The sequence below is a fragment of the Pleionea sp. WD8-19 genome (assembly GCF_055326765.1).
In genome coordinates this window covers 68,785-89,547 of record NZ_JBUZOU010000019.1, presented here as the reverse complement: position 1 = coordinate 89,547, position 20,763 = coordinate 68,785, and the positions used below count along the sequence as shown (strand labels likewise).

General features: G+C 43.3%; 18 protein-coding genes. 15 read left to right on the top strand and 3 right to left on the bottom strand.

Annotation, left to right across the window (positions count from 1 at the left end; genetic code table 11):
- Positions 1-96: 96 nt before the first annotated feature.
- From ACTUJY_RS18300 to ACTUJY_RS18290, 3 genes are all read right to left on the bottom strand, one after another.
- Entirely contained in the window at positions 97-891 is a 795-nt protein-coding gene (locus ACTUJY_RS18300) for a DUF6615 family protein (RefSeq protein ID WP_463617578.1), read from the bottom strand.
- Between the two features lie 261 nt (positions 892-1,152).
- Positions 1,153-1,563 carry a response regulator gene (locus ACTUJY_RS18295; protein WP_463617577.1) on the bottom strand — a complete coding sequence of 137 codons (411 nt, stop codon included), beginning with the start codon at positions 1,561-1,563 and terminating at the stop codon, positions 1,153-1,155.
- Positions 1,556-3,652: a hybrid sensor histidine kinase/response regulator gene (locus ACTUJY_RS18290; protein ID WP_463617576.1), complete on the bottom strand. Its 2,097-nt coding sequence runs from the start codon at positions 3,650-3,652 to the stop codon at positions 1,556-1,558. Before ACTUJY_RS18290 ends, ACTUJY_RS18295 begins: the two co-directional genes overlap by 8 nt.
- A 935-nt stretch (positions 3,653-4,587) precedes the next feature.
- Between ACTUJY_RS18290 and ACTUJY_RS18285 the strand changes: the two genes are divergently transcribed.
- From ACTUJY_RS18285 to ACTUJY_RS18215, 15 genes are all read left to right on the top strand, one after another.
- A complete protein-coding gene (locus ACTUJY_RS18285) occupies positions 4,588-6,513 on the top strand; it encodes an NAD(P)/FAD-dependent oxidoreductase (RefSeq protein WP_463617575.1) in 1,926 nt (641 codons plus the stop codon).
- Positions 6,514-6,552: 39 nt separating this feature from the next.
- Complete coding sequence (locus tag ACTUJY_RS18280) at positions 6,553-8,430, top strand: acyl-CoA dehydrogenase (RefSeq protein WP_463617574.1); 1,878 nt, start codon at positions 6,553-6,555, stop codon at positions 8,428-8,430.
- Positions 8,431-8,467: 37 nt separating this feature from the next.
- The gene (locus ACTUJY_RS18275) at positions 8,468-9,946 is read left to right on the top strand and encodes a class I adenylate-forming enzyme family protein (RefSeq protein WP_463617573.1); all 1,479 of its coding nucleotides are present in this window, start codon (positions 8,468-8,470) and stop codon (positions 9,944-9,946) included.
- A complete protein-coding gene (locus ACTUJY_RS18270) occupies positions 9,947-11,110 on the top strand; it encodes a type III PLP-dependent enzyme domain-containing protein (RefSeq protein ID WP_463617572.1) in 1,164 nt (387 codons plus the stop codon).
- A 4-nt stretch (positions 11,111-11,114) separates the two neighbouring features.
- Positions 11,115-12,179 carry a hypothetical protein gene (locus ACTUJY_RS18265; RefSeq protein ID WP_463617571.1) on the top strand — a complete coding sequence of 355 codons (1,065 nt, stop codon included), beginning with the start codon at positions 11,115-11,117 and terminating at the stop codon, positions 12,177-12,179.
- Positions 12,176-13,099 (top strand): hypothetical protein, encoded by a 924-nt coding sequence (locus tag ACTUJY_RS18260; protein ID WP_463617570.1) that lies wholly within the window; start codon positions 12,176-12,178, stop codon positions 13,097-13,099. The genes ACTUJY_RS18265 and ACTUJY_RS18260 overlap by 4 nt, the downstream gene beginning before the upstream one ends.
- The gene (locus ACTUJY_RS18255; RefSeq protein WP_463617569.1) at positions 13,096-13,596 is read left to right on the top strand and encodes a hypothetical protein; all 501 of its coding nucleotides are present in this window, start codon (positions 13,096-13,098) and stop codon (positions 13,594-13,596) included. The genes ACTUJY_RS18260 and ACTUJY_RS18255 overlap by 4 nt, the downstream gene beginning before the upstream one ends.
- Before the next feature lie 4 nt (positions 13,597-13,600).
- A complete protein-coding gene (locus ACTUJY_RS18250) occupies positions 13,601-14,668 on the top strand; it encodes a hypothetical protein (protein WP_463617568.1) in 1,068 nt (355 codons plus the stop codon).
- On the top strand, positions 14,668-15,567 hold the full coding sequence (locus ACTUJY_RS18245) for an alpha/beta fold hydrolase (protein WP_463617567.1): 900 nt from the start codon (positions 14,668-14,670) through the stop codon (positions 15,565-15,567). The genes ACTUJY_RS18250 and ACTUJY_RS18245 overlap by 1 nt, the downstream gene beginning before the upstream one ends.
- Entirely contained in the window at positions 15,567-16,877 is a 1,311-nt protein-coding gene (locus tag ACTUJY_RS18240) for a hypothetical protein (RefSeq protein WP_463617566.1), read from the top strand. Before ACTUJY_RS18245 ends, ACTUJY_RS18240 begins: the two co-directional genes overlap by 1 nt.
- Positions 16,878-17,097: 220 nt before the next feature.
- The gene (locus ACTUJY_RS18235; protein ID WP_463617565.1) at positions 17,098-17,349 is read left to right on the top strand and encodes an acyl carrier protein; all 252 of its coding nucleotides are present in this window, start codon (positions 17,098-17,100) and stop codon (positions 17,347-17,349) included.
- A gap of 27 nt (positions 17,350-17,376) precedes the next feature.
- Entirely contained in the window at positions 17,377-18,111 is a 735-nt protein-coding gene (locus ACTUJY_RS18230) for a tetratricopeptide repeat protein (protein ID WP_463617564.1), read from the top strand.
- 9 nt (positions 18,112-18,120) lie between these two features.
- The gene (locus tag ACTUJY_RS18225; RefSeq protein WP_463617563.1) at positions 18,121-18,861 is read left to right on the top strand and encodes an ABC transporter ATP-binding protein; all 741 of its coding nucleotides are present in this window, start codon (positions 18,121-18,123) and stop codon (positions 18,859-18,861) included.
- Positions 18,849-19,535 carry a hypothetical protein gene (locus ACTUJY_RS18220; RefSeq protein ID WP_463617562.1) on the top strand — a complete coding sequence of 229 codons (687 nt, stop codon included), beginning with the start codon at positions 18,849-18,851 and terminating at the stop codon, positions 19,533-19,535. Before ACTUJY_RS18225 ends, ACTUJY_RS18220 begins: the two co-directional genes overlap by 13 nt.
- Positions 19,532-20,761, top strand: coding sequence for an ABC transporter permease (locus ACTUJY_RS18215; RefSeq protein ID WP_463617561.1), 1,230 nt, complete (start codon positions 19,532-19,534; stop codon positions 20,759-20,761). The genes ACTUJY_RS18220 and ACTUJY_RS18215 overlap by 4 nt, the downstream gene beginning before the upstream one ends.
- The last annotated feature ends 2 nt before the right edge of the window (positions 20,762-20,763 follow it).

Below are 20,763 nucleotides of genomic sequence, written 5' to 3'. Positions count from 1 at the left end.
TACGAACTGGATGGATCAAAGTTCATTATCCTAACGGATAATTTAAATGAACCGCCCTGTGCGGACCCGCTTGCAGGGTGGTGTGGGGGCTGGAGGCTAGATACCTCCGGCTACCCGATTAGGCGATTCTTCTAGTTCACGAATATCATATACAGCGATATGCCTAAATTTACCCAAGTTAAACTGTTTGATGAAGGTTCTCACCCGTTCTTCACTTATTTCTAGCTCATGAGCCTCAAGAAGGTAACGAACATATTCAGGTAAATTTTGCTCGTTAAGCTCACCATCTATAGATGGAAAGTATTTTTCAAAGTAGCCTCTGAATGCGATTGGACAGCAGAAAATACAGTGAAACGGGTTGCTTACACCAAGCAAATCATTCTTTGAAACCCTCCTTCCATGCTTACCATCGGCGAATTCTTCGACTATTTTTGCATGTGCCATAAATACACCACAATCTTCAACATCGTTGTGGCGGCACATTGCTTCTGTTTTTTTATCAGGAATACTATAAAACGCGTAAAAAGGAATTTTTGAATTTTTACTTGCATACTTTAGCAAGGTGCTCATTTGATTTTTTGTATTCTTTGGGTAGTTAAGCTTATTAACATAGCCATCGTAGGGTTTAACAAATTTTTTTGCCTGGAAAACCAGCGGGTAATTTAATTTACTCCCCACAAGCCAAACTTCCATTTCAAAGTCAGCGCCAGAAATACTACTTTCTTCTTGTCTAGTAAAAGATGAAACTTTGATCGATCTAAATTTCCTATCGATTAAAGCCCACTTCCATAGAAGAAAGTCAGTTATAGACTCTTCACCAACGCCATCTACGTTCATCAAAAATTCTTTGACTTCGTTAGTAACGGATCTATGTGCTTGGCAATGATTCATGATTGCGCCTAACAGTATATTCCAACGAAGCCGTAAGAGTATCTACTCTAAGTTTCCATCGGAGTATTTCGATTCGTAAAGCTGAGATTAAATCCCATCAGCCCGCTTATTGCAAGGACTGTAAGGCAATTGCACTAAATTCTTTGGGAGCAAGGGAGGTCAGCGTCGTGGTATTAATTAGTATTGTTATTTTTTAAAAATAACTAAATAGTTCATTAAAACAACGAGATAGAAGTAGCGTGAATTGAGAACCAATCAATCTCACTCATCAGACCGAGGAACAGGTGCTAGAGGAATAGAACGAATCATAGAAATAATCTTTTGTGGTGAAAAGGGTTTAACCACAAAGCCATCGGCACCTTGAACAATAGACGTGCGAACGTTTTGCGCGGTGTTATGCGCACTGACCATAATGACTTTGACCTTCGGGTAATGTTGTTTAATGTGTTGTAATACCAACAAGCCACTGCCACCCGGTAAATCGATATCCAGAAACACAAGTTGATAGCTAAACTTGGCGAGTTTTGCCAGAGCCGTCGGTTGATCTTTTGCTTCGTCTACTTGCTCAATGTTTTCGGTCCGTAAAATTTCTTTTAAGATGGCTCTTACATCAAATGCGTCATCAACAACAAGGATTTGTCGCGGCGGTTTTAATAAGTTCTCATCAATCATCAGCACGCTCCTTTACGGCCTTATCCAGAGCTTGCTCCATTTTTTTTACGCAAAGATCCATCGATTTCTGAAAGTGTTGAATGAATTGTTCCATTTCCGCGGCAAAACGACTGATATTGTCCAGCTGAAAATTTCCCGCAGAGCCTTTAATTCGATGAGTCAATTGCTTTAGAGAAAGTAATCCCGCTTGTGGGACCAGTTGTTTGAGCTGGATGAGATCGAGCCTTAATTGGCGTAAGTAGTTTTCGATGAGTTTACGATAAGCATCGCTATCGACAAATTTACTGGCTGAAGTGTTTTCGCCCCGCTTAACCAGATATTGTTTTAATGTATCGAAAAAATGTTGCCGATCGATCGGCTTGGTTAAGCAATCCACACAACCGGCTTGTTGGTACTTTTCGATGTCTGAGGCCATAACATTGGCGCTGAGCGCAATAATAGGTGTTTGACAACCGGCAGCACGGATCAAGCGGATGGCTTCGAGCCCATCCATAATTGGCATTTGTATGTCCATTAAAACCAAATCCAGATCTTCGGCCAATGCAATTTCCAGTGCCTGCTCGCCGTTGTCGGCGGTCCAAACTTTAACACCGCACTGTATCAATAGTTGCTGAATTAAGCGTTGATTGTCTTTTTGATCTTCCGCTAATAAAACGTTGCCATATAACGATGGCAGCTGTTCTCTTTCGTTAGCGTCATGCGCGTAAGCCGTTGGCTTTTGCTCAAGCCAAATACCGCTAATGGGTAATGATAGAGGCATAATTAAAGTAAACTCACTGCCTTTACCTGGGGTGCTTTCTACGCAAATATCACCGCCCATACGTTTCGCCAATTGATAAGAAATGTACAAACCTAAACCGGTCCCACCATAGCGCCGGGTGGTACTCACGTCGCCCTGGACAAAAGGTCGAAATAAATTCTTTTTGGTTTGTTCGTCCATGCCAATACCATTGTCACGGATTCGAAACAAAAAAACCTGTAAGTTTTCGCTGGCTTCAACACTTAAGGTCACTTGTCCAGCATCGGAAAATTTAATCGCATTGCTGCATAAATTGAATAAAATTTGACGTAAACGCAGTGGATCGCTGTTTATGGTTTCGGGAAGTGGATAGCGGTAATTAATTTGGAACGCTATATTCTTTTGCTGTGCAAGTTTATCGAGCAATGATTCCATATTATCGACTAACTCGAATAATGAGCAGGGCTTCGACTCGATTTCTAGCTTACCGGCTTCTACTTTAGAAAGATCGAGAATATCGTTGATTAAGGTCAATAGGTATTGTCCGTTTCGATAAATGATATCCAGTGCCTGTTGGATCTCCTGCAAGCTGCAGGGGTCTTTTATCAGTGACTCAGCATAACCCATAATCGCGGTGAGCGGTGTTCGTATTTCATGGCTCATATTGGCGAGAAAGCGTGATTTTTCTTGGCTGGCGCGCGCTTCATCTTCCTGAGCTTTTACTGCCATACGATTGATTTCGTAAAGTTGCCGCTCAAATAAAAACAAGCGCTTGTTGTGCTCTTGTAGCAAATAGGCCGATGCAATCGCTGCGATGCACCAGCACAAGTGAAACAAGGCAATACCAATCAACTCCGAAGTCTCCATACTCGATCCGGATAAAATGATTAAAGGCAGTACCATCATTATGATCACGCCACCAATAACCGGCACAATACCTAATTGAATAACGACTAACGCCGACAAGAATAACGTCAAGAAAAGGCTGTTGATCCACGGTTGTGAAAGATAAAGGATATACACCAAACTGTTGATCAGCGAAAAACAGAAAAAGCCAAGGATGAAAGATGTCGGAATTGAGAGTCGAAAGCGTCTCGCTACCTTTTCGGACGTTAATATAAGGAAAATAAAAAGTAGTGCAATCAAAAGGCCTTTCAGTATCGCAACGTTAGAATGAGCATGTGCTGTCAGTACAAAGTCATAAATCAGGCTTAACAATGTAACCGCTATAAAAAACAACCATATCGCCATAGCAACCGGTCGTGCACGACTCAGTTGTAAACTATAGAAGTAAGCGTCGAGCTGTTGATTTGACTGGGCAACAGCAAAGGGTGGAGAGATGGAGCTCATCGGTGCTTTACGAATTGCGATGCGTATTTCATAAGTTAAAGGTAGTTCAAAAGGTTTGAAAAAAAATTCATTCCATGAGATGCCGTGAGAAAGAATGAAGCAGGTCTCGTTTTATGTGATGAGAGCAGGTGCTTGTTGCGCAACAAGTTAATTCCACTCTCCAATGACAAGCCTGCCTATACAAGTTGAGGCTTCTGTAGGCAAATGCAGTGGATTATTGAGAATTTCATATGTGAGATAAAATATCAATAAATGTGATCTTCACCCGTTATTTGGTAATTGTTCAATCTTGTGAACCAGTGCGTAGAATTGAATCCGAAGTATGTCAAGCATAATCAAATTGACTAAATAACAGTCGGTTATAAATATCTATTTTACTTCAATAAGCTGTCATTAGTGGGATTGAGCCTTTTTTTGACTCGGTATAAAGCGCAGAAATACGCTTACTTGTATGGTTGGTAGGTGTTGGATGGGAAATCACTAATGGCTACTGTTGTAGCGGAATAGCATCCATTTGATCTTCGGTGGATTTGCTGGAAGTTTATCTTGTATAGTTTTGGTATTTTTTAGGGAAGTGGTTTTTATGGATGATTGAGTAGTCGCGCTTTCTCTTCAACGAGCCTACTTTCTTTCGCCTTTATATATCGCATAAATGTGATGCTAGAACTTATTATGCCAATTTTTGTGTGACATTTTCACGCTTGACGACAAAGAGCCAGTTATCGTTTACTACTTTTTACTCGCTAAGAGATCGGATGAGTATCTTGAAAAAGAGATACAAAAAATCCGGAAAACAAAGATAACAGCGAGCCATACAAGTAGCTTTTGACATCTCATCTTAAGTTGAAGTTGGCTGAAGGATCAGCTTTAGTGTTGTAGCTTATAACGGGCGGTGCTTTAGCTTCTACGCAATTTATTTTGACGTGGGGTAAGTAATGCAAAACGCTTGTGGTCATAGCGACGCTTTCGATGTCGTTATTGTAGGTGGTGGTTGGGCCGGCTTAACGCTGGCGAGACAATTAAATCGCAGTAATAATCAACTCAACATTCTGGTTTTAGAAGCACAAACCGAATATTTTGCAAAAGTCGGCGAAGCAACGGTTGAATTAACTGGGCGCTATTTCGTAAAACGATTAGGGCTGGTGAATTACCTGTATCGCAATCATTTGCCGAAAAATGGCCTTCGCTTTTTTTACGACACTCCTGAACACGATTTACCGTTAACTCAAATGAGTGAACACGGTACTACCGCTATTCCACCGCATCCAGCATTTCAAATTGACCGCGCCATTTTTGAACGCGACTTAATAGCAATGAATCGCGAAGCGGGTATTACCGTTTTGCAGGGTGCTAAGGTCACAAAGGTCGAATTGGAAAGCGGTCGTCACCAAGTTGCTTATCAATATCAGGAGCAAACGGTGACGATCGAAGCACGCTGGTTGATCGATGCCAGTGGTCGACGTCGTTTGATAACGCAACAACAACAATGGCATAACGATTTTGATGTTCCAAAACACGCATCGGCGTGGGGACGATTCAGCAACGTAAAAGATATTGACTCCATTGGCGACGAAAGTTGGCGCAAGAAAGCGTTCGGTCGATTTTTATCTACGATTCATTTTTCAGGCGATGGGTATTGGATCTGGGTAATACCACTCAGTGGTGGATCCACCAGTATCGGTGTGGTAGCTGATCGCGAACGCATGCCAAAAATCCCACGTAAAAAAGAAGATTTTTTAGCGTTTTTAAGTCAGCACAAAGGACTCAGCGAGTTATTAGACGACGCGAATCTCGAAGACTTCGAAAGTTGGTTGCAGCTCGCTTACCGAGCGGACCAATTCGTGAGTGAACAACGCTTTGGTGCTACCGGGTTTGCGGCTTTTTTTCTCGATCCGTTATTTAGTGGTGGCGGCGATGTAATTGCCATTTTAAACGACTTATTAAGCGATTTGATCTTGGAAGATATTTCCTGTGGTCAGCCAATAGAAGAAAATATTTGTTCGAAAAAAGTCGCAACGGCCAATCAAATCGCGCACGAATTTTATCAACTCTTGTACGCGCATGTGTGCAACACCTATCCAATACTGGATTGCGCTGAACTCTGTTCGCCAGTGATCGCCTACAACACGGCAGCCTACTTTCTGGAAGCGGCCTGGGATTACATGGCCGATTATTATCGCGATTTTGATTATTGGAAAAAGAAAGATTTTTTGCGCAAAGGCTATTTAGCTATTGAGAAAATATTGCAACAGCAGTTGCTGACAACCATTGAATTACTAAAAGCAGAAGATCGTTACTATCGAAAAAACGACGAAGGATTCTTCGACTCTGGCTCAGACTTATACAAATATTTTGTGTTTCAAATGGGCGACAAAAATCGAGATGGCTGGCGTATTGATCTGCGAATTAAGCTCTGGAGTTACATCTTCTTAAAAGTTACCGAAGTAAAACTCGATTTACCTGGCTTTTCGTCGCGCCGATTGGTACAGCAGTGCTTGAGTTTTCCGGAGATTATCGCACAACCCCTGTTTTCTAAATCCGAATTACCTTCGCTGTTAGAAAAGCTTTCTCAAACATTAGCCGACGAGGTGATGGAACAGTGTGATCACACGGTAGTGGTTGAAGTGACAGAAGCGTCCTTTAAAACAGACCAAGTTGCGTTGCAAGTGGTTGAAACCGATCTGGAAGAATCCGAATTGAAAAAAGTACACGATTTGGCGAATAGGATTTGGAAGCAGGAACAGGAGTATATCGCCATGCCGTTTACGGTGCCTGTGTTCTTAAAGTTTTGTCGCGCTGTTGATGACGACATCATGCAGCAACCCGTAAAGCTTACCAAAGGAGAAATGGAGTGTGCTTAAGATGAGTGCGATTGATCCCAAGGCTAAGGAGTCTACGATATGTTAACGCGTAATGTGTATAAAGTGGATTTGAGAGAACTGCGATTTTTATTGTGGGAGCAATTTCAAGTTGACCAAAGCTTGTTGAAGCACGAGTTTTATCAGGAATTTTCACGCGACAGTGTGAACACCTTGTTGGATCACGCACGTGAATTTGCGTATCGCCATTTGGGCACTCGTTACCAGTCTGCTGATCGACAGGGATGTTCGTTAGACAGCGAAGGCAATGTGCAAGTACCGCAAAGCTTTACTGAAGTATGGCCGGAGTTTATGAACGCCGGTTGGAATCAATTAGGCGCACCACAAGAGTACGATGGACTGGGTGCGCCATACATTGTTGGTCAAATGATCAATGAAATATTAATGGGTGCAAATCCCGCGTTTATGATTTATTCCGGCTTTTGTAATCCTGCGTTGTATTTGATCGACAAATACGGCACAGAGGAGCTCAAGCAAAAATATTGTCGGCAATTGGCCAAAGCGGAATCGAGTGCTTGCCTGTGCATGACGGAGCCAGAAGCCGGTAGTGATATTGGCGCGTTGCGTACGAAAGCGTATCGAATGGACGATGGTCGTTATCGCATCAAAGGCGAAAAAATATTCATATCCAGCGGAATGCACGATCTCACATCAAACATTGTTTACATTGTTTTGGCTCGGGTAGACGGAGCACCGCCAGGAACCTCAGGATTGAGTTGTTTTGTCGTACCGCGTAAACGAGAAGACGGGTCTGATAACGATGTACGTTGTTTGCGACTGGAACAAAAAATGGGATTGCACGGATGCGCAACGGCACATTTACAATTTGGTGACGACGAAAACTGTTACGGCTATCTGCTAGGTAATCGTGAAAACATCGGTTTATACCAGTTGTTATCCATGATGAACTTGGCGCGAATAGCAACCGGTGTTTATGCCTTAGGAATGGCATCCAGTGCCTATTTGAACGCAGTGGAATACGCGACCGCTCGAATTCAAGGCAGTGACGTTCGCAATGTTTTTAATCCACGAGCTCCGCGTGTGCCTATTATTCAACACATTGATGTGCGCCGCATGTTATTGGAAATGAAAAGTAAGGTAGAAGGTTGCCGCGCGCTGATCGTTAAACTGGCGTTTCATCACAGTATGGCAATGACAATGGAAGCCGACAACGCTGAATGCAAAGACAAAGCTGCACCCTGGCGGCGAGAACATTTTAATCATCAGGGATTGGTTAATCTGCTCACACCTATTGTGAAAGCTTACACTTCCGATCAAGCATGGCGCGTTGCCGAACTGGCTATTCAAGTGTACGGCGGGCATGGTTACATCGCCGATCATCCATTAGAACAATACGCCCGTGATATCAAAATATTATCCATTTGGGAAGGCACCAACTTTATGCAGTCGGCAGATTTGATCCGCGATAAGTTAGCCATGGGGCGCGACTCTAAATTACTGCACCTTTATAACCAACGCATTGATGACTTCCTGTCTTCCCATCGCCATTGCAGCGAGTTGCAATCACAACGCGCGCAACTGAATCGAGCGCGCAATACCTTGTGTGACATTCATGCATTGATGGGTACCTGGATCAAGCAACAGAAAATGGAATTGATTTTTGGTGTATCGACTCGATTTTTACAAATGATGGCCGAAGTGACCATCGCCTGGTTATTGTTGGAAGGTGCACAAATCGCAATAGCGCAATTGGAAGACGAAGAACTTGGTGACGATGACCGGTCGTTTTATCAAAGCAAAATTTTAACGGCGCAGTTTTTTATCAGCAATCAACTGCCCAATGTGTTTTCGATTGCCGAAGTGATCCGCAGCGAAGATGAAAGTGCGTTAAGGGCAGAACAAGCCACCTTTGTTTCAGCCGATTTGGCATATGCATAAATGTCTACCGATGAACAGCCGAGGAGAGTAGCGAATTATGGCGGTATTTACTTTATCGGATCTCTATTTGAAGATCATAAACCATCGTTTTACTGGCGAAATCAAAACATCCGACTCGGAACAAAGTCTTGCCATTACTGATTTGTTATCGGCATCGGCAGCGATTGCGTCTGCACCGGTTCATTGCGAATACGGCGATCGATTGATCTTGTTAATTGATAATTCCATTAACAGTATTGCAGCACTATTAGCAGCCTGGCACTACGGCATGGTGGTCGTGCCGGTTAAAAAAGACATGGCGAAAGAGTCCATTCAGCATATTGCTAACGATTGTAATGCGAAAGCGATTTGGGACGGTAAAAACTGGCAGGAAAACTCGAAATATCAAACCGAGACTCGATTGTTCAAGTTAAATCGGCCACACCGATTAAGTGGAAGTGATTTGGCACTAATTATTTACACCTCGGGAAGCACCGGTTTACCCAAAGGTATTATGTTGTCGCACAATAATGTGATCACAGCCATGAGTTCTATTAGCCATTATTTAAAAATTGAAAAAGACGATAAAATTTTAGGCTTGTCACCGTTGTCCTTTGACTACGGATTATATCAATTATTGTTTGCCATACATTGCGATTGTTCACTTACCTTACTTGAAGGTCGTTTTAATCCCATGAAAGTTGTGGCATTAATTGATCGGTTAGATATTTCTTTACTTCCTATAGTACCGGCCATGGCAACAGCCATTGCCAAAGTTGCACGCATTGCTCGAGCCGATTTGAGTCGTTTAAAAAAATTAACCAATACGGGTGGCCATCTTTCTGAGTCTACGATTCGAGAATGGAAAAAGTTGTGCGTGCATTTAGATGTTTTTGCTATGTACGGTTTAACCGAGTGTAAGCGCGCGCTTTACCTCGAGCCAGAGTTGTGGGAGCGCAAGATCGGTTCAGTAGGTAAACCCATTCCCGGATTGGATGCACGCGTTTTTGTGGAGTGCGATAAGAGACAATACCGTGAAGCCGAAGCCTTTGAAGTTGGCGAACTTTTTGTTCGTGGCAGTACTTTGATGCAATCGTATCAAAACGATCATTCTGGCAGTGGTGCACGAATTATTCCAGGCCGTTATCGAGATGACAACTGGCTCGCAACGGGTGATTTGTTTTGTTGTGATGAAGATGGTTTTTTCTACTTTAAAGGGCGCAGCAAAGACTTGATAAAACAAGCCGGGTTTTGTTTGTATCCGGTGGAAATCGAAAACAAAGTTGAGCAGCATTCCAATGTTAATTTATGCGCCGTGGTGGGTACGGAAGATCGCTACGGTGATGAAATAGCATTGATGGTGATTCAATTGCATCAAAAAGATGATGCCCACGTCGAAGAAATTCAACTCTGGTTGAAAACGGCGTTCGACAGTGATTACTTACCGAGAGAAATTCGTTTTGTCGAGGAAATGGCACTGACGACCAACAGCAAAATCGATAAAAACCAACTCAAACAAATGGCGATGGAACAATAAATGATGAGTGACATACAACAAAAAATTAACAGCCTGTGGAAAGACAATCCGCGCCAGTTTCAAACGCCCTGTTATCTGTACAGCGTATCGGAAGTTGAGGCGAATATTAACGCACTCAAAGAGCAATTAGGTACACCTTTAATTTATTCGTTAAAAGCCAACCATTGTGTGGATTTACTGGTTCGTTGTGGTCATTGCTTTGGTGACGGAATTGAAGTTGCATCGGTAGGAGAGCTGAACCTCATCGCTGGCGGAGAGGGTGTTAAATACTTTAATAACCCGTCGATGGATAATCAAAGCATGCGAGCAGCCCTGGGCTCGAAAGCGACTTTGATCATCGATAACCCACAACAGCTGACCATGTTGCAAGAGTTTGTCGGCAAACGCCCGATCAACCCCATTGTATTGCGTTTAAACAGCTGTGTATTAAAGCATTTTTATCCGGATCATGAATCGGTGCGAAGTGACCACTTTGGCATGGATTGGCCAACGGCAAAACAGTGTCTTCTTGATGCCAAAGCCATGGGCATCGACATTGCTGGATTTCATATATTCAAAGGTTCTTATACCTTTACCAAAACTGCCATGTCCACCGCTCGGGCTGCGCTGTCTATTGTTCAAGAGTTTGAACGAGTGTTAGCTTCGCACATCTCCCTGGTTAACCTGGGCGGTGGATTTGACAGTGCTTCGGAAAATGCGTCATTCGATTTTAACAGTTATCGAGAGTTGCTTACTGAATTTCCGTCGCACATTCAAGTGGTACATGAAGCGGGCCGCGCCATAATGGCAAGTGCAGGTTTTTTTATGACGCGTGTAAGAGCCACCAAGCAACTGGAAGGAAAATATTTTTTAATTGCTGATGGTGGCATGAAACAAAACTTTTTATTAGCGCAAACCGAAAACAGCTTCCGACGTTACCATCAACCGGTTGTGTTACCCATGAACATAGAGTCCCAAGATAATAAAACGCAACTGGAAGATAAAGCGTACATTGTTGGTACATCCTGCAATCGAGACGATGTGATCGGCATGTTACCGACGGGGACTAAATTACCATCGACAGGCGATGCTTTACTGTTTGCCAATTGTGGGGCTTACAACGAAAGTTACAGTTTGGGTGAATTTTTAAGTTTACCCAAAGCTCAGGTTTACTTGGTGGAGTAGTGTGATGGATGCAATCAATCAATCAGAATTTAATACCGGAAAAATTTTCAGTCGCTACATTACCGATTATCTGGAGCAAAAGCTCGCGTTACCTGAAAGTGTTGAGCAACTGATTCGACACACCACCACACGCTTATTGGACTCGGAAATGATCATTGAAGATCCCTTTGCACCATTGGCCGAATTACGAGAATCGGCGGTTGCTCAGCAACTGCCGCAATTTGAGCAACAATACGCCATAGATGAACTGGTTAACGCCGTAAAAACGGAAGGTTTGGCGCCACACCTACATTCAATCATTGGCCTATTCGGGTCCATTATGTTGAATCTTTCTGGCAGTGATGAACAAAACGATGCCGTTGCCCAGTGGGTTGATCAAGGCTACTTCGGACATTTTTTGATGACCGATGCGGGTGGACCGTCACTGGCACATTGGCAAACACAATTGCTGTCTGATGAAAATGGAATGCGATTGCAGGTTCATAAAAAATGGGGCATTGAAGCGCAACAATTAGGTTTTGTGATGATGGTGGCGCGTCAACTCGGTAAGCCGTATCCGGTTACGGTATTAATTGATCCGGAACGTGCCAAACAATTGAAAACGCAAGCGATTGGTAAACCTTTTCTCGATGGTGCCTTGCAACTGGGTAATGTGCAGGGTGAAGTTTCGGTGGAGCAACCGGATTTATTAATGAAGGGTGGCCTCGGTGCGGTGAATCGCTTTTTAACGCTATGTCGCCCACGACTGGTAAAGTCTTTAATGCATCATTTGCTCTATTTGCAACAACAGGATCGTTTACAACTGGAGCATCAATACGCTGAAGCTTGCGACTATTTGTTGGCGCTTTCTTCGGCATTAATTGACGATACTGTGTTTTCTATGCATTCGGTCGATCGCGTATTGGCGTTAAAATTTACCAGTAACGAACTGCTGGTCGCATTGGTCAACAACGGATATGTAAAAGCGATTGATGATCAACGCGACTTGTTAGCATTCAGTAAAATGGAAGGCAGCTCTTACCGTTGTTTTTATGAAATTTATCAAAAACAACGGGGGCGTCGCCGATGAGTTTGCAAGTCAAAGCGCTGGCGTTTCATTCTTTACCTAATCTGAAGCAACCGGCAACGGATAATTTGCAATGGGCAGCGGATCAATTGATTGAGCAAATTAACTTGCAAACGCAAACCGTTGCTGCGCAATTATCCAAACCGCAACGTTCGTCAATTGAGCGGCATTTTCTTTGTTCGACCATGATCGAATTACCGTTTACCTCGGGTGCTATTCAGTGGCGTCATTTGGCGGAAAAGTTTCAAACGCTCGGTAATTTGGCGCCGAGCTCTTACGTCAATGCATACGAGTGCGCCTCTTGGGGTTATTCATTGCGTTACTTTTTAACTCAAAATCAGCTAACTCAGAGCAAGCTAACTCAAAATAAGTTAGATAAAAGCAATCCGGAAAAAGATTCTCAGCAACAAAACATAAAACCATTAATGATGGTAACCATTGTTGATGCCAATCTGATGGGGCTGGAGTTTTGGCAAGCGAATGAAAACTGGGGTGATTCTGGCTTTGGTATTTGCACCTTGGTGATCGAAGCGGAAGGCGATTGCAGCGATGATGTGATCACCGGATGTGCCACCACTTACAACACGACGGCGGAGTTTGCCACCATCATACGTCGTTTATCGACACAGCAGCCGGAGTTGCCATTAGCACTCCCCTTTTTTCCTGAGCACATCCGCTCCATTTTCGATCGCATGTTAGTGAATAGCCAACGGCTGCCTGATTGTCATGAGCGGTTTGGTCACTGTTTTGGTAGTGATCCCTGGCTGGCAATGATCAATTATGCTGAGCAACAAGAGATTTCTGAAGCGCGAACTTTGTTGGCCTGCTCCATTGCATTAAACGGTTATTATTGTCTCGCTAAAGTGTCAATAACACCGGAAACACGAATTCTTTTTAGTCAGGAAGAGGGTGTCGTGGCATGAACATAAAATCACAAAGTTTTCTCGGCCAATTAACACGTGCACCTTTTCCGAATCGCGTTTCTTTGGCTCAGGCGCGAATGATGCCGCTCAATCGGGAACACGACTTTCACATGATGACCAGTTTGCCGACCAATGAAACACGAGTGTTTCTCAGCTTCGCCGATTATTTTGAAATTTTGTCCAATCTTGCCGATATTGCATTGGAAAACATTGATGATCTGCAATGGATTCTGATTTCAGTTTCGATGCCGAGTGGTACACGACTGTCGCGTTCGTTGTTACAACCGAAAGTTTTGTTGCTGCAAGACATACACGACGAAGAGCGACGATTAACAGACAGTAATCAATGTTGCCTGGTGATTGACGATGCGATTTGTCGATTTCGTTTGCAAGAAGGGGATAACCGCATTCGATTGCGATTGCATAACACATCGAGTGAAGGCGCATTGAAACCCTTGTTAATTTATCTGGCGCAAGTCGGTATACGGGAAATTTAACGTCATGTATTTGTATCGACATTGGGCGCAAAGTGTTTCTTCCAGTGAGCAGGGGTGTGAACTCTTATTGCAACAAATGGGGCAGTTACCAAAAATCCCGGAAACCATTTATCTGGTATCGGCCGGAGAAATCAGCTTATTGCTTGATCCTCAAATTACCAACCTGATTTTACGGCTTGAAAACCTCGGTTGCCGTGTCGAATTTATAGGTGCTGCTTGCACCAGCGTACACGCGGCGATGCTTGCGTTTGCCAACTCGAAATTACAAAATATTTTAATTTTGGTGTTGGAGTTAAATCAACAATTACAACAAGACTGTTTGAATGCAGTTGGTATCGGTATTGAACCGGATCAAGACGGTTTAAAAGTGCAAACCGGAGTTGGCCTCTTGCTGATGAGTAAGTCAGCGAACGAGTCTTCGTTATCGGTTGATCTCAACTCTTCCAATGAAAACACTTTGTTCGTTAAAAAGTGTCATATTTTTAATCAGGCTCCGGGTATTGATTCGGCGCGCACTATGTTAATGCGTTTGCGAGAACTGGTATCAGGCTCGATGCCTCATGCTCGTATCGTGTCATTTTCCATTCAATCGCAATGGTCCAATGCTTTGCTAGACGGCCTCGACTGCGAAGGTTGGTTGCCCAGTATTGAACAGGATGCATCACACAGCTTGAGTTTAAAACCTCTGCTTGAAATAGAAACCTACCGAGAGCAATTGCAACAAACCGCTTTGCTATTGCTTACGCTCGGCGGTGGTGGTCGCATTGGTGTGATACAACTTTCAAATCAGAATCGTTATTCAGAGCACTTCGTTGTAAACAAGGCTCAGCGATTTGAATACGATTTGCTTACCGAATTGCAACAGATACACGCATTGAAGCAACAATCGCTCAGTGATAATTATTATTCGAGTCTAAAAGCATTAATGAAATATCCATCGCGTGTGTTTCGCGGTATCGATGATCATTATTTTCAATGGTCACGGACTGGTAGCTGGCAGCACTTATTTGAAACGCTAACGCCATCCAGAACCATTCAAGATAATCATACCGCAGTAGGGGTGTCTGCCTGATGTTACGTTATTATTCATCCGATAATACGCAACTCGCTTATCGTTGGTTTGCTGCAGAAAATGCACAAGCGACAGTGATTTGTTTGCATGGGAGTAGCCTCGACAGTAAACGTTACATTACGCTGGCTCGCATATTGAATCGTTACCGGTTAAATGTCTGTTTACCCGATTGGCGTGGTCATGGTGAATCCAAGGGTGTTCCTGGTGATGTGGATTACGTGGGCCAGCTTGAGCAAGACTTGCACAGCTTATGCAGTCATTTGCAAGCTTGTGATGGTCAACCAATAATACTTGGAGGACACTCTGCGGGTTCGTTGATTGCACTGCGTTATTTATACGCCTTCGACAGCAATCCTTTTCTTGGTTACTTCACCATTGCCCCCGCATTGATGGAGTGTACCGAAACCAGTCGTTACGATCGTTCAAAAAGTGATTGGATGTACCGCTTAAAATACGGACGCAAGCGACCTTATTATCGCGAAATGCACGAACAAGCGAATCGCTATTTGCCAAGGTTACGAACGTTTCGTTACGTGTTGGCTTCACTACTGCCCTTCCTGCGTCATAGCAAAGTGCTGGAGTTTCCGGCTATTGCGGCACTCTCGCAACAAAAACCGATGAGTTACAGTTATCGTTTGCTGCAGGCTTACAGCGTGCGCAACTATCCGGAATTATACAGCGCGTTATCGCTGCCCAGTTTTTTTTGCGTTGGTGAAGAGGACGAAGTCATTGCTGCTGATACGCTGCGGTCCCTATATCATTGGTACGTGAGCCCCAATCAAATGAAGCATTTCGAAGTGTTACCCCGTTGTAATCATATGAGCGTGATTGCAGCGAGTGGACACGCAATGGGTCAATGGGCACAACAACTCACCCTTTTGAAAAAGGAAGCCGCCTGATGTTGCAAACGCCGGTTGCTTTAAACAATAAACAAATTACTGAAAAAACGGTTTGGCCAGAGCACCTGGTTTGGGATTATCGCCTTTCTTTTCAGCAGGAAGATACGATTGTCCTGTGGGGGAAAGTTTCTAATTTAAGTGACGTTAAAAGGTCACTGAATATCGAATTGCGAAGAAACGATTGCGACAGTCTAAAAGTGGCGTATCAACAATTGGGTCATAAATTGTTTGAACGCTTACAGGGTGATTTTTCATTGGTGATTTGGAATACGCTAAGCAAACAGTTGTTGCTTTTCCGATCCATGGATTCCAGTTATCCGCTATATTTTCGACACCAAAACAATCAGTTGATTTTAAGTGATAATATTCGCTGCTGGTCAGAGATGTCACAAATTGTTTGCAACCCATTAAACGTGCTGGAAATGATTTGTTGGCAGAGTCTCAGTCAACAAGAAACATTAATTGAAAACCTCAAGTCAATACCGGTCAATGAAGTGTTCATTTGGGATTTTCAGAACGGGCCGGAATTCGTCGAGCAAAAACGATTGACTTGGCGACAAGGGAGCGCGATAGAAAGCACTCAACTGGCTTGCTCCATAAAGGTAGAGCGGCAGCAAGTTGAGACGCAAGAGCCGATAAGTGCATACGATTACATTCCCTTGCTAGCTCGAACGGTCACGTTGTTTGCCGATTATCAAAGTTGCTATCAAAGTTATCGTGCCCACTTTACTCAGGCAAAGCAGTTTATTTTTCCACTCACTATTTCCTGTGATACTCAACAATTCGATAACGCAAAAATAAAAACACAAATCGAAACGCTGGCACCGCTGTTAAAAAAAACCATTTCAAAACGCAAGTTGCGACAGCACCTCTTACAAAAACGAGACGCATTACAGACCGAGTATATGGGTGTTGATGTGAAAGATGAGTCTTTTGTGCAATGGTATTTGCGTAAATATTTATGGCCGAAATGTCGTTCGGATATACGAGAGTCACTTTCAATTATAGAAGGTTCGCGTTGCGAATTGATTGATGTTCATAGCGATCGGGTAGCTGAAGAGAGGTCGGCCGTCAGTCAATTTCAATGGCAGGATCCTCCTTTGCAAAATATATACGAATCTTGCCAACGATTATTTTGGCACGGGCATCATCCGGGTCTGAATCAAATGTTGAATCTAGCACCACCATTAAGTGCATCCGTTATTGCAAAACACAGTGTGTCGCCATTGCTGGTGGACCGAGTGTGTCTGGCAATGTTGTCGTTAGATCATTTAATTCGCTTTCAGGGCTGGTTAATAAATGTTGAATAACTGTTTTACGAAACATGAAATTATTTTTTAACCCTAGGCAGGTTAGTCATGTTTAAAACTCATAAAATCATTCAAACAGTCGAGGTGAATCCATCCATGAATCCTTGGAATTGGAATCTATAGCATTCGAATTTTTTGAATCACATCGAAGAGTATTATTAAGTATTTAGATATTAAGTTTTACAGCATTGAATAATCAATTAGAAACCAAGGAGACATCATGTCAGAACTCGTAGAATCCAATTTGAATGAACTTAAAATTCAAGTGGCACAAATGCTCAACAAAGATTTGGTGGATGCCGATACTCCGTTGGCCGAACTGGGGGTTGATTCACTGAATATCGTAGAAGTGATACTGATTTGTGAGCAACTTTATCCGGATGTTATGAGTCCAGAAAACCTGGTGTTTGATGAACACACCACTCTGCGTGAAATGGATCGTCAGTTACTCGATAATTCGGTGGTGATTTAGTGATAAAGTCATTTAGAGGCAAAGTTCATGTTTAAAAAAATACTGATATTCATTGCTATTTCGTTGGTAGTGGGTAATACCATTGCCTGGCTCTCAGGTGCAGCGCCAATCGATTTTCCGGAAGTTCCTTTTAATGAGAATGATCGTATATTGGAGCAGGAATATCTGACTTCCTTGTCTGAGTCGCCGGATGATAAAGACTCGTTAATATATCTGGGTTCGCTTTACTCCAATCACAATCGGTTGGATCAAGCGCATCAATTTCTGGATAAGGCGCAGCAACTTTATCCGCAAGATGCCATGGTGCAAGCCTTTTACCATTCTAATCAGGCCAAGCGCGCCGGTGCGATGATGGATTTTTCCATGGGTATCTATAAATTGATGCAACTGCAAACGGCAATTGAAGGTTTGAATCAAGCGGTTGATCAAGATCCCAATAATATTCTGATCCGTTTAAATCGGCTGATAACATTTGGCTACCTGGGTGATATCAACGACGATTTTGAACGGGTATTTGAAGACGAATCCTGGTTACTTCCTCAAATGTCTCATTCGGAAGGTCAGTTGCCGAACGATGTGTTTCAACACGTATATACCGCATTGGCGAATGCGTATTGGGTAAAAGCGCTGCAAACCGATGAGCAACAAAGTCAATCTTTTGTTGAACAATCCAAAGATTACTTAAGTCAGCTTGACGCTATTGGCGGTTGTCCGGTCAGTGCAAAGCAACAATGCCAATCGTTAACCAAGCAATTACGATAGAGTAAACCCATGCTTCTACAAGCGATCAATGTTGAAAAACATTACATCTTAGGTAAAGAAACGGTTAAAGCACTTAACCGAGTCAGTTTGCGCATACAACAACAAGAGTTTGTTGTCATTCAGGGAGCAAGTGGTAGCGGAAAAAGCACTTTACTCAATGTGCTCGGTGGCATCGAAAAACCATCATCCGGTGAGGTGATTTTGGATGGAGAAAACTTTACCCGTGGCAGTGAAAGTACGCGAACCTTAATACGACGAAAAAAATTGGGTATCATTTTCCAAAACTTTAATTTGTTGCCGGTGTTTAATGCACTGGAAAATGTTCAATACCCCTTATCTTTGTTGGGTGTAAAAAATGCCCGTAAAAAGGCTATGGTAGCGCTTGACCAAGTCGGTTTAAGTCAATTTTATAAGCACCGACCTGCGCAGTTGTCCGGTGGACAAATGCAGCGTGTCGCTATTGCGCGAGCGATTGTGTCCGAACCTGCCGTTGTTTTTGCTGATGAGCCAACTGCAAACCTAGACTCAAAAACATCGCGATCAATTGTTGAGTTGCTGAGTGACCTCAATCGGAACGTGCGTACTACGTTTATTATTGCCAGCCATCACGATTATTTTACACCGTTCGCTACTCAGGTTTTTAAAATGCAAGATGGCCATTTAAGTCGCGAATCGTCTATACAGCGGCCGTCACCGTCTTCTGAGCTAAATCCGAAAGCACAAACCGAGGAGTTATTATGCGGTATTTGACCACACTATTGCTGCTTTTGTTTCTTTTAAACTCCTTAACCGTTGGCGCAGATTCGGTGACACTGCCAACGATGGTACCCGCAACGGCCGATGCACGAGACGAGTATTTGCAACAATTGCCCGAGTCTCAGCTTCAAACTCGACACGCATTATTAGTGCGTATCACGCATTGTTACGATGAAGAACTTAATGAACGTGAACAACTGCTCGAGCGTTATACAAACATAAAACAAGCGGTGGCTAAACATAAAGAAGACGATGAAATACAAGCGGCTTTCGGTGCATTAACGTCTTACTTGTCGAGTTTCTTTATGGATGATTATGCTCGGCTTTCTCTGTATTCGCGTCGTGGGATACGTATTATGGACAATGCCGTTCGACGTGCTCCCAATCATTTAGGTGTGCGAATGCAGCGTGGTATTGCCAATGCAGCGATGCCCCAATTTTTAAATCGTGCTCATATTGCGATTAACGATTTGGAGTTTATACAACAACACAAAACGTTGGTTCAAGACCCGGCCTTTCATGCCATGATCAGTTTTCATCTGGCGACCGCCTATTTTAAAAAAGGGCAAACAAACAAAGCATTGCAAATGTTTGAGTCAGTCAAGTCTGCTGCAATAGCGCCTTGGTCTAAAAAATCTGCAACCATGCTAGCGGAGATTGAAGCGTGATATTGAATTTCAAAATGGCACTGCTCAACGTGTTTCGAAATTATCGGCGCAGCGTGATTACGCTTAGTGCGATTATTCTAGGGTGCGTTGCATTGTTGCTGTTCGGTGGTTTCATTAACTCCATGTATCAAGGTATGCGGGAAAATTTGATTCGTTCCCAACTTGGACATATTCAAATTTACGCAAAAGGATTCAATCAGTTTGGTGCGTCGGAGCCTGAAAAGTACCTAATGGATCGGCAAACGGTTGAACAGACCTATCAAATATTAGAACAAATGTCCGAAGTTTTGCTCATCACCGAACGCCTCAACTTTAGTGGATTGTTGAGTAACGGTAAGCGTTCGATCGCTATTGTTGGTGAAGGCGTGTTGCCTGATCAGGAAGCCTTATTAAGCTCGGCGGTCAGTTTAAAAGAAGGTGAGGATCTGTTTGCCGACAATCACTCAGGTGCTTTGTTGGGTGAAGGTTTGTTCCATGGTTTGTCAATGCCGGTCGGAGACTATTTAACGTTGTTATCGTCCACCGCAGACGGTGCCATTAATGCGGCCGATGTTCAGATTACTGGTGTGGTATCGACCGGAGTTCGCGAAGTGGATCAGCGTTTTATTCGTACCAACTTAGCATTGGTACAGGAACTTATGTATACCGATAAAATTACGCGAATGGTGCTGTTACTGGAAAAAACCGAACAAACCACTGAAGTGATGGCACAACTGAAAAAGGCATTTACTGAGCAAAATCTGCCACTGGAGATAAAATCTTGGTCGCAACTCGCCAGTTACTATCACGAGGTTGTGGGCTTATTTAATAGCATTTTTGGATTTATAAAGATTATTGTGTTGTTTATTGTCGCGCTGAGTATTGCCAACACCATGTTAATGGCGGTTATGGAACGTACCCGAGAAATCGGTACCATTCGCGCGATGGGTGGTACGCCTTGGGGTGTGATGCAACTGTTGTTATTGGAGGCTGCAATCATCGGCGTATTGGGCAGTGTGATAGGCGTAGTATCCGGACATCTTTTGGCCGAATTGATAACGCAAACGGGATGGATGATGCCGACACCGCCGGGTAGCAGCCAAAGTTATCCGATTCGAATTATATTGGAACAGGCCATGACTTACGAAACGTTAATGGTGGGTTTAGCGGTTGCGATTATTTCCAGTATTTATCCGGCATTTAAAGCCACTCGTTTGTCGGTTGCCGATGCCTTACGTTTTGTTTGAAT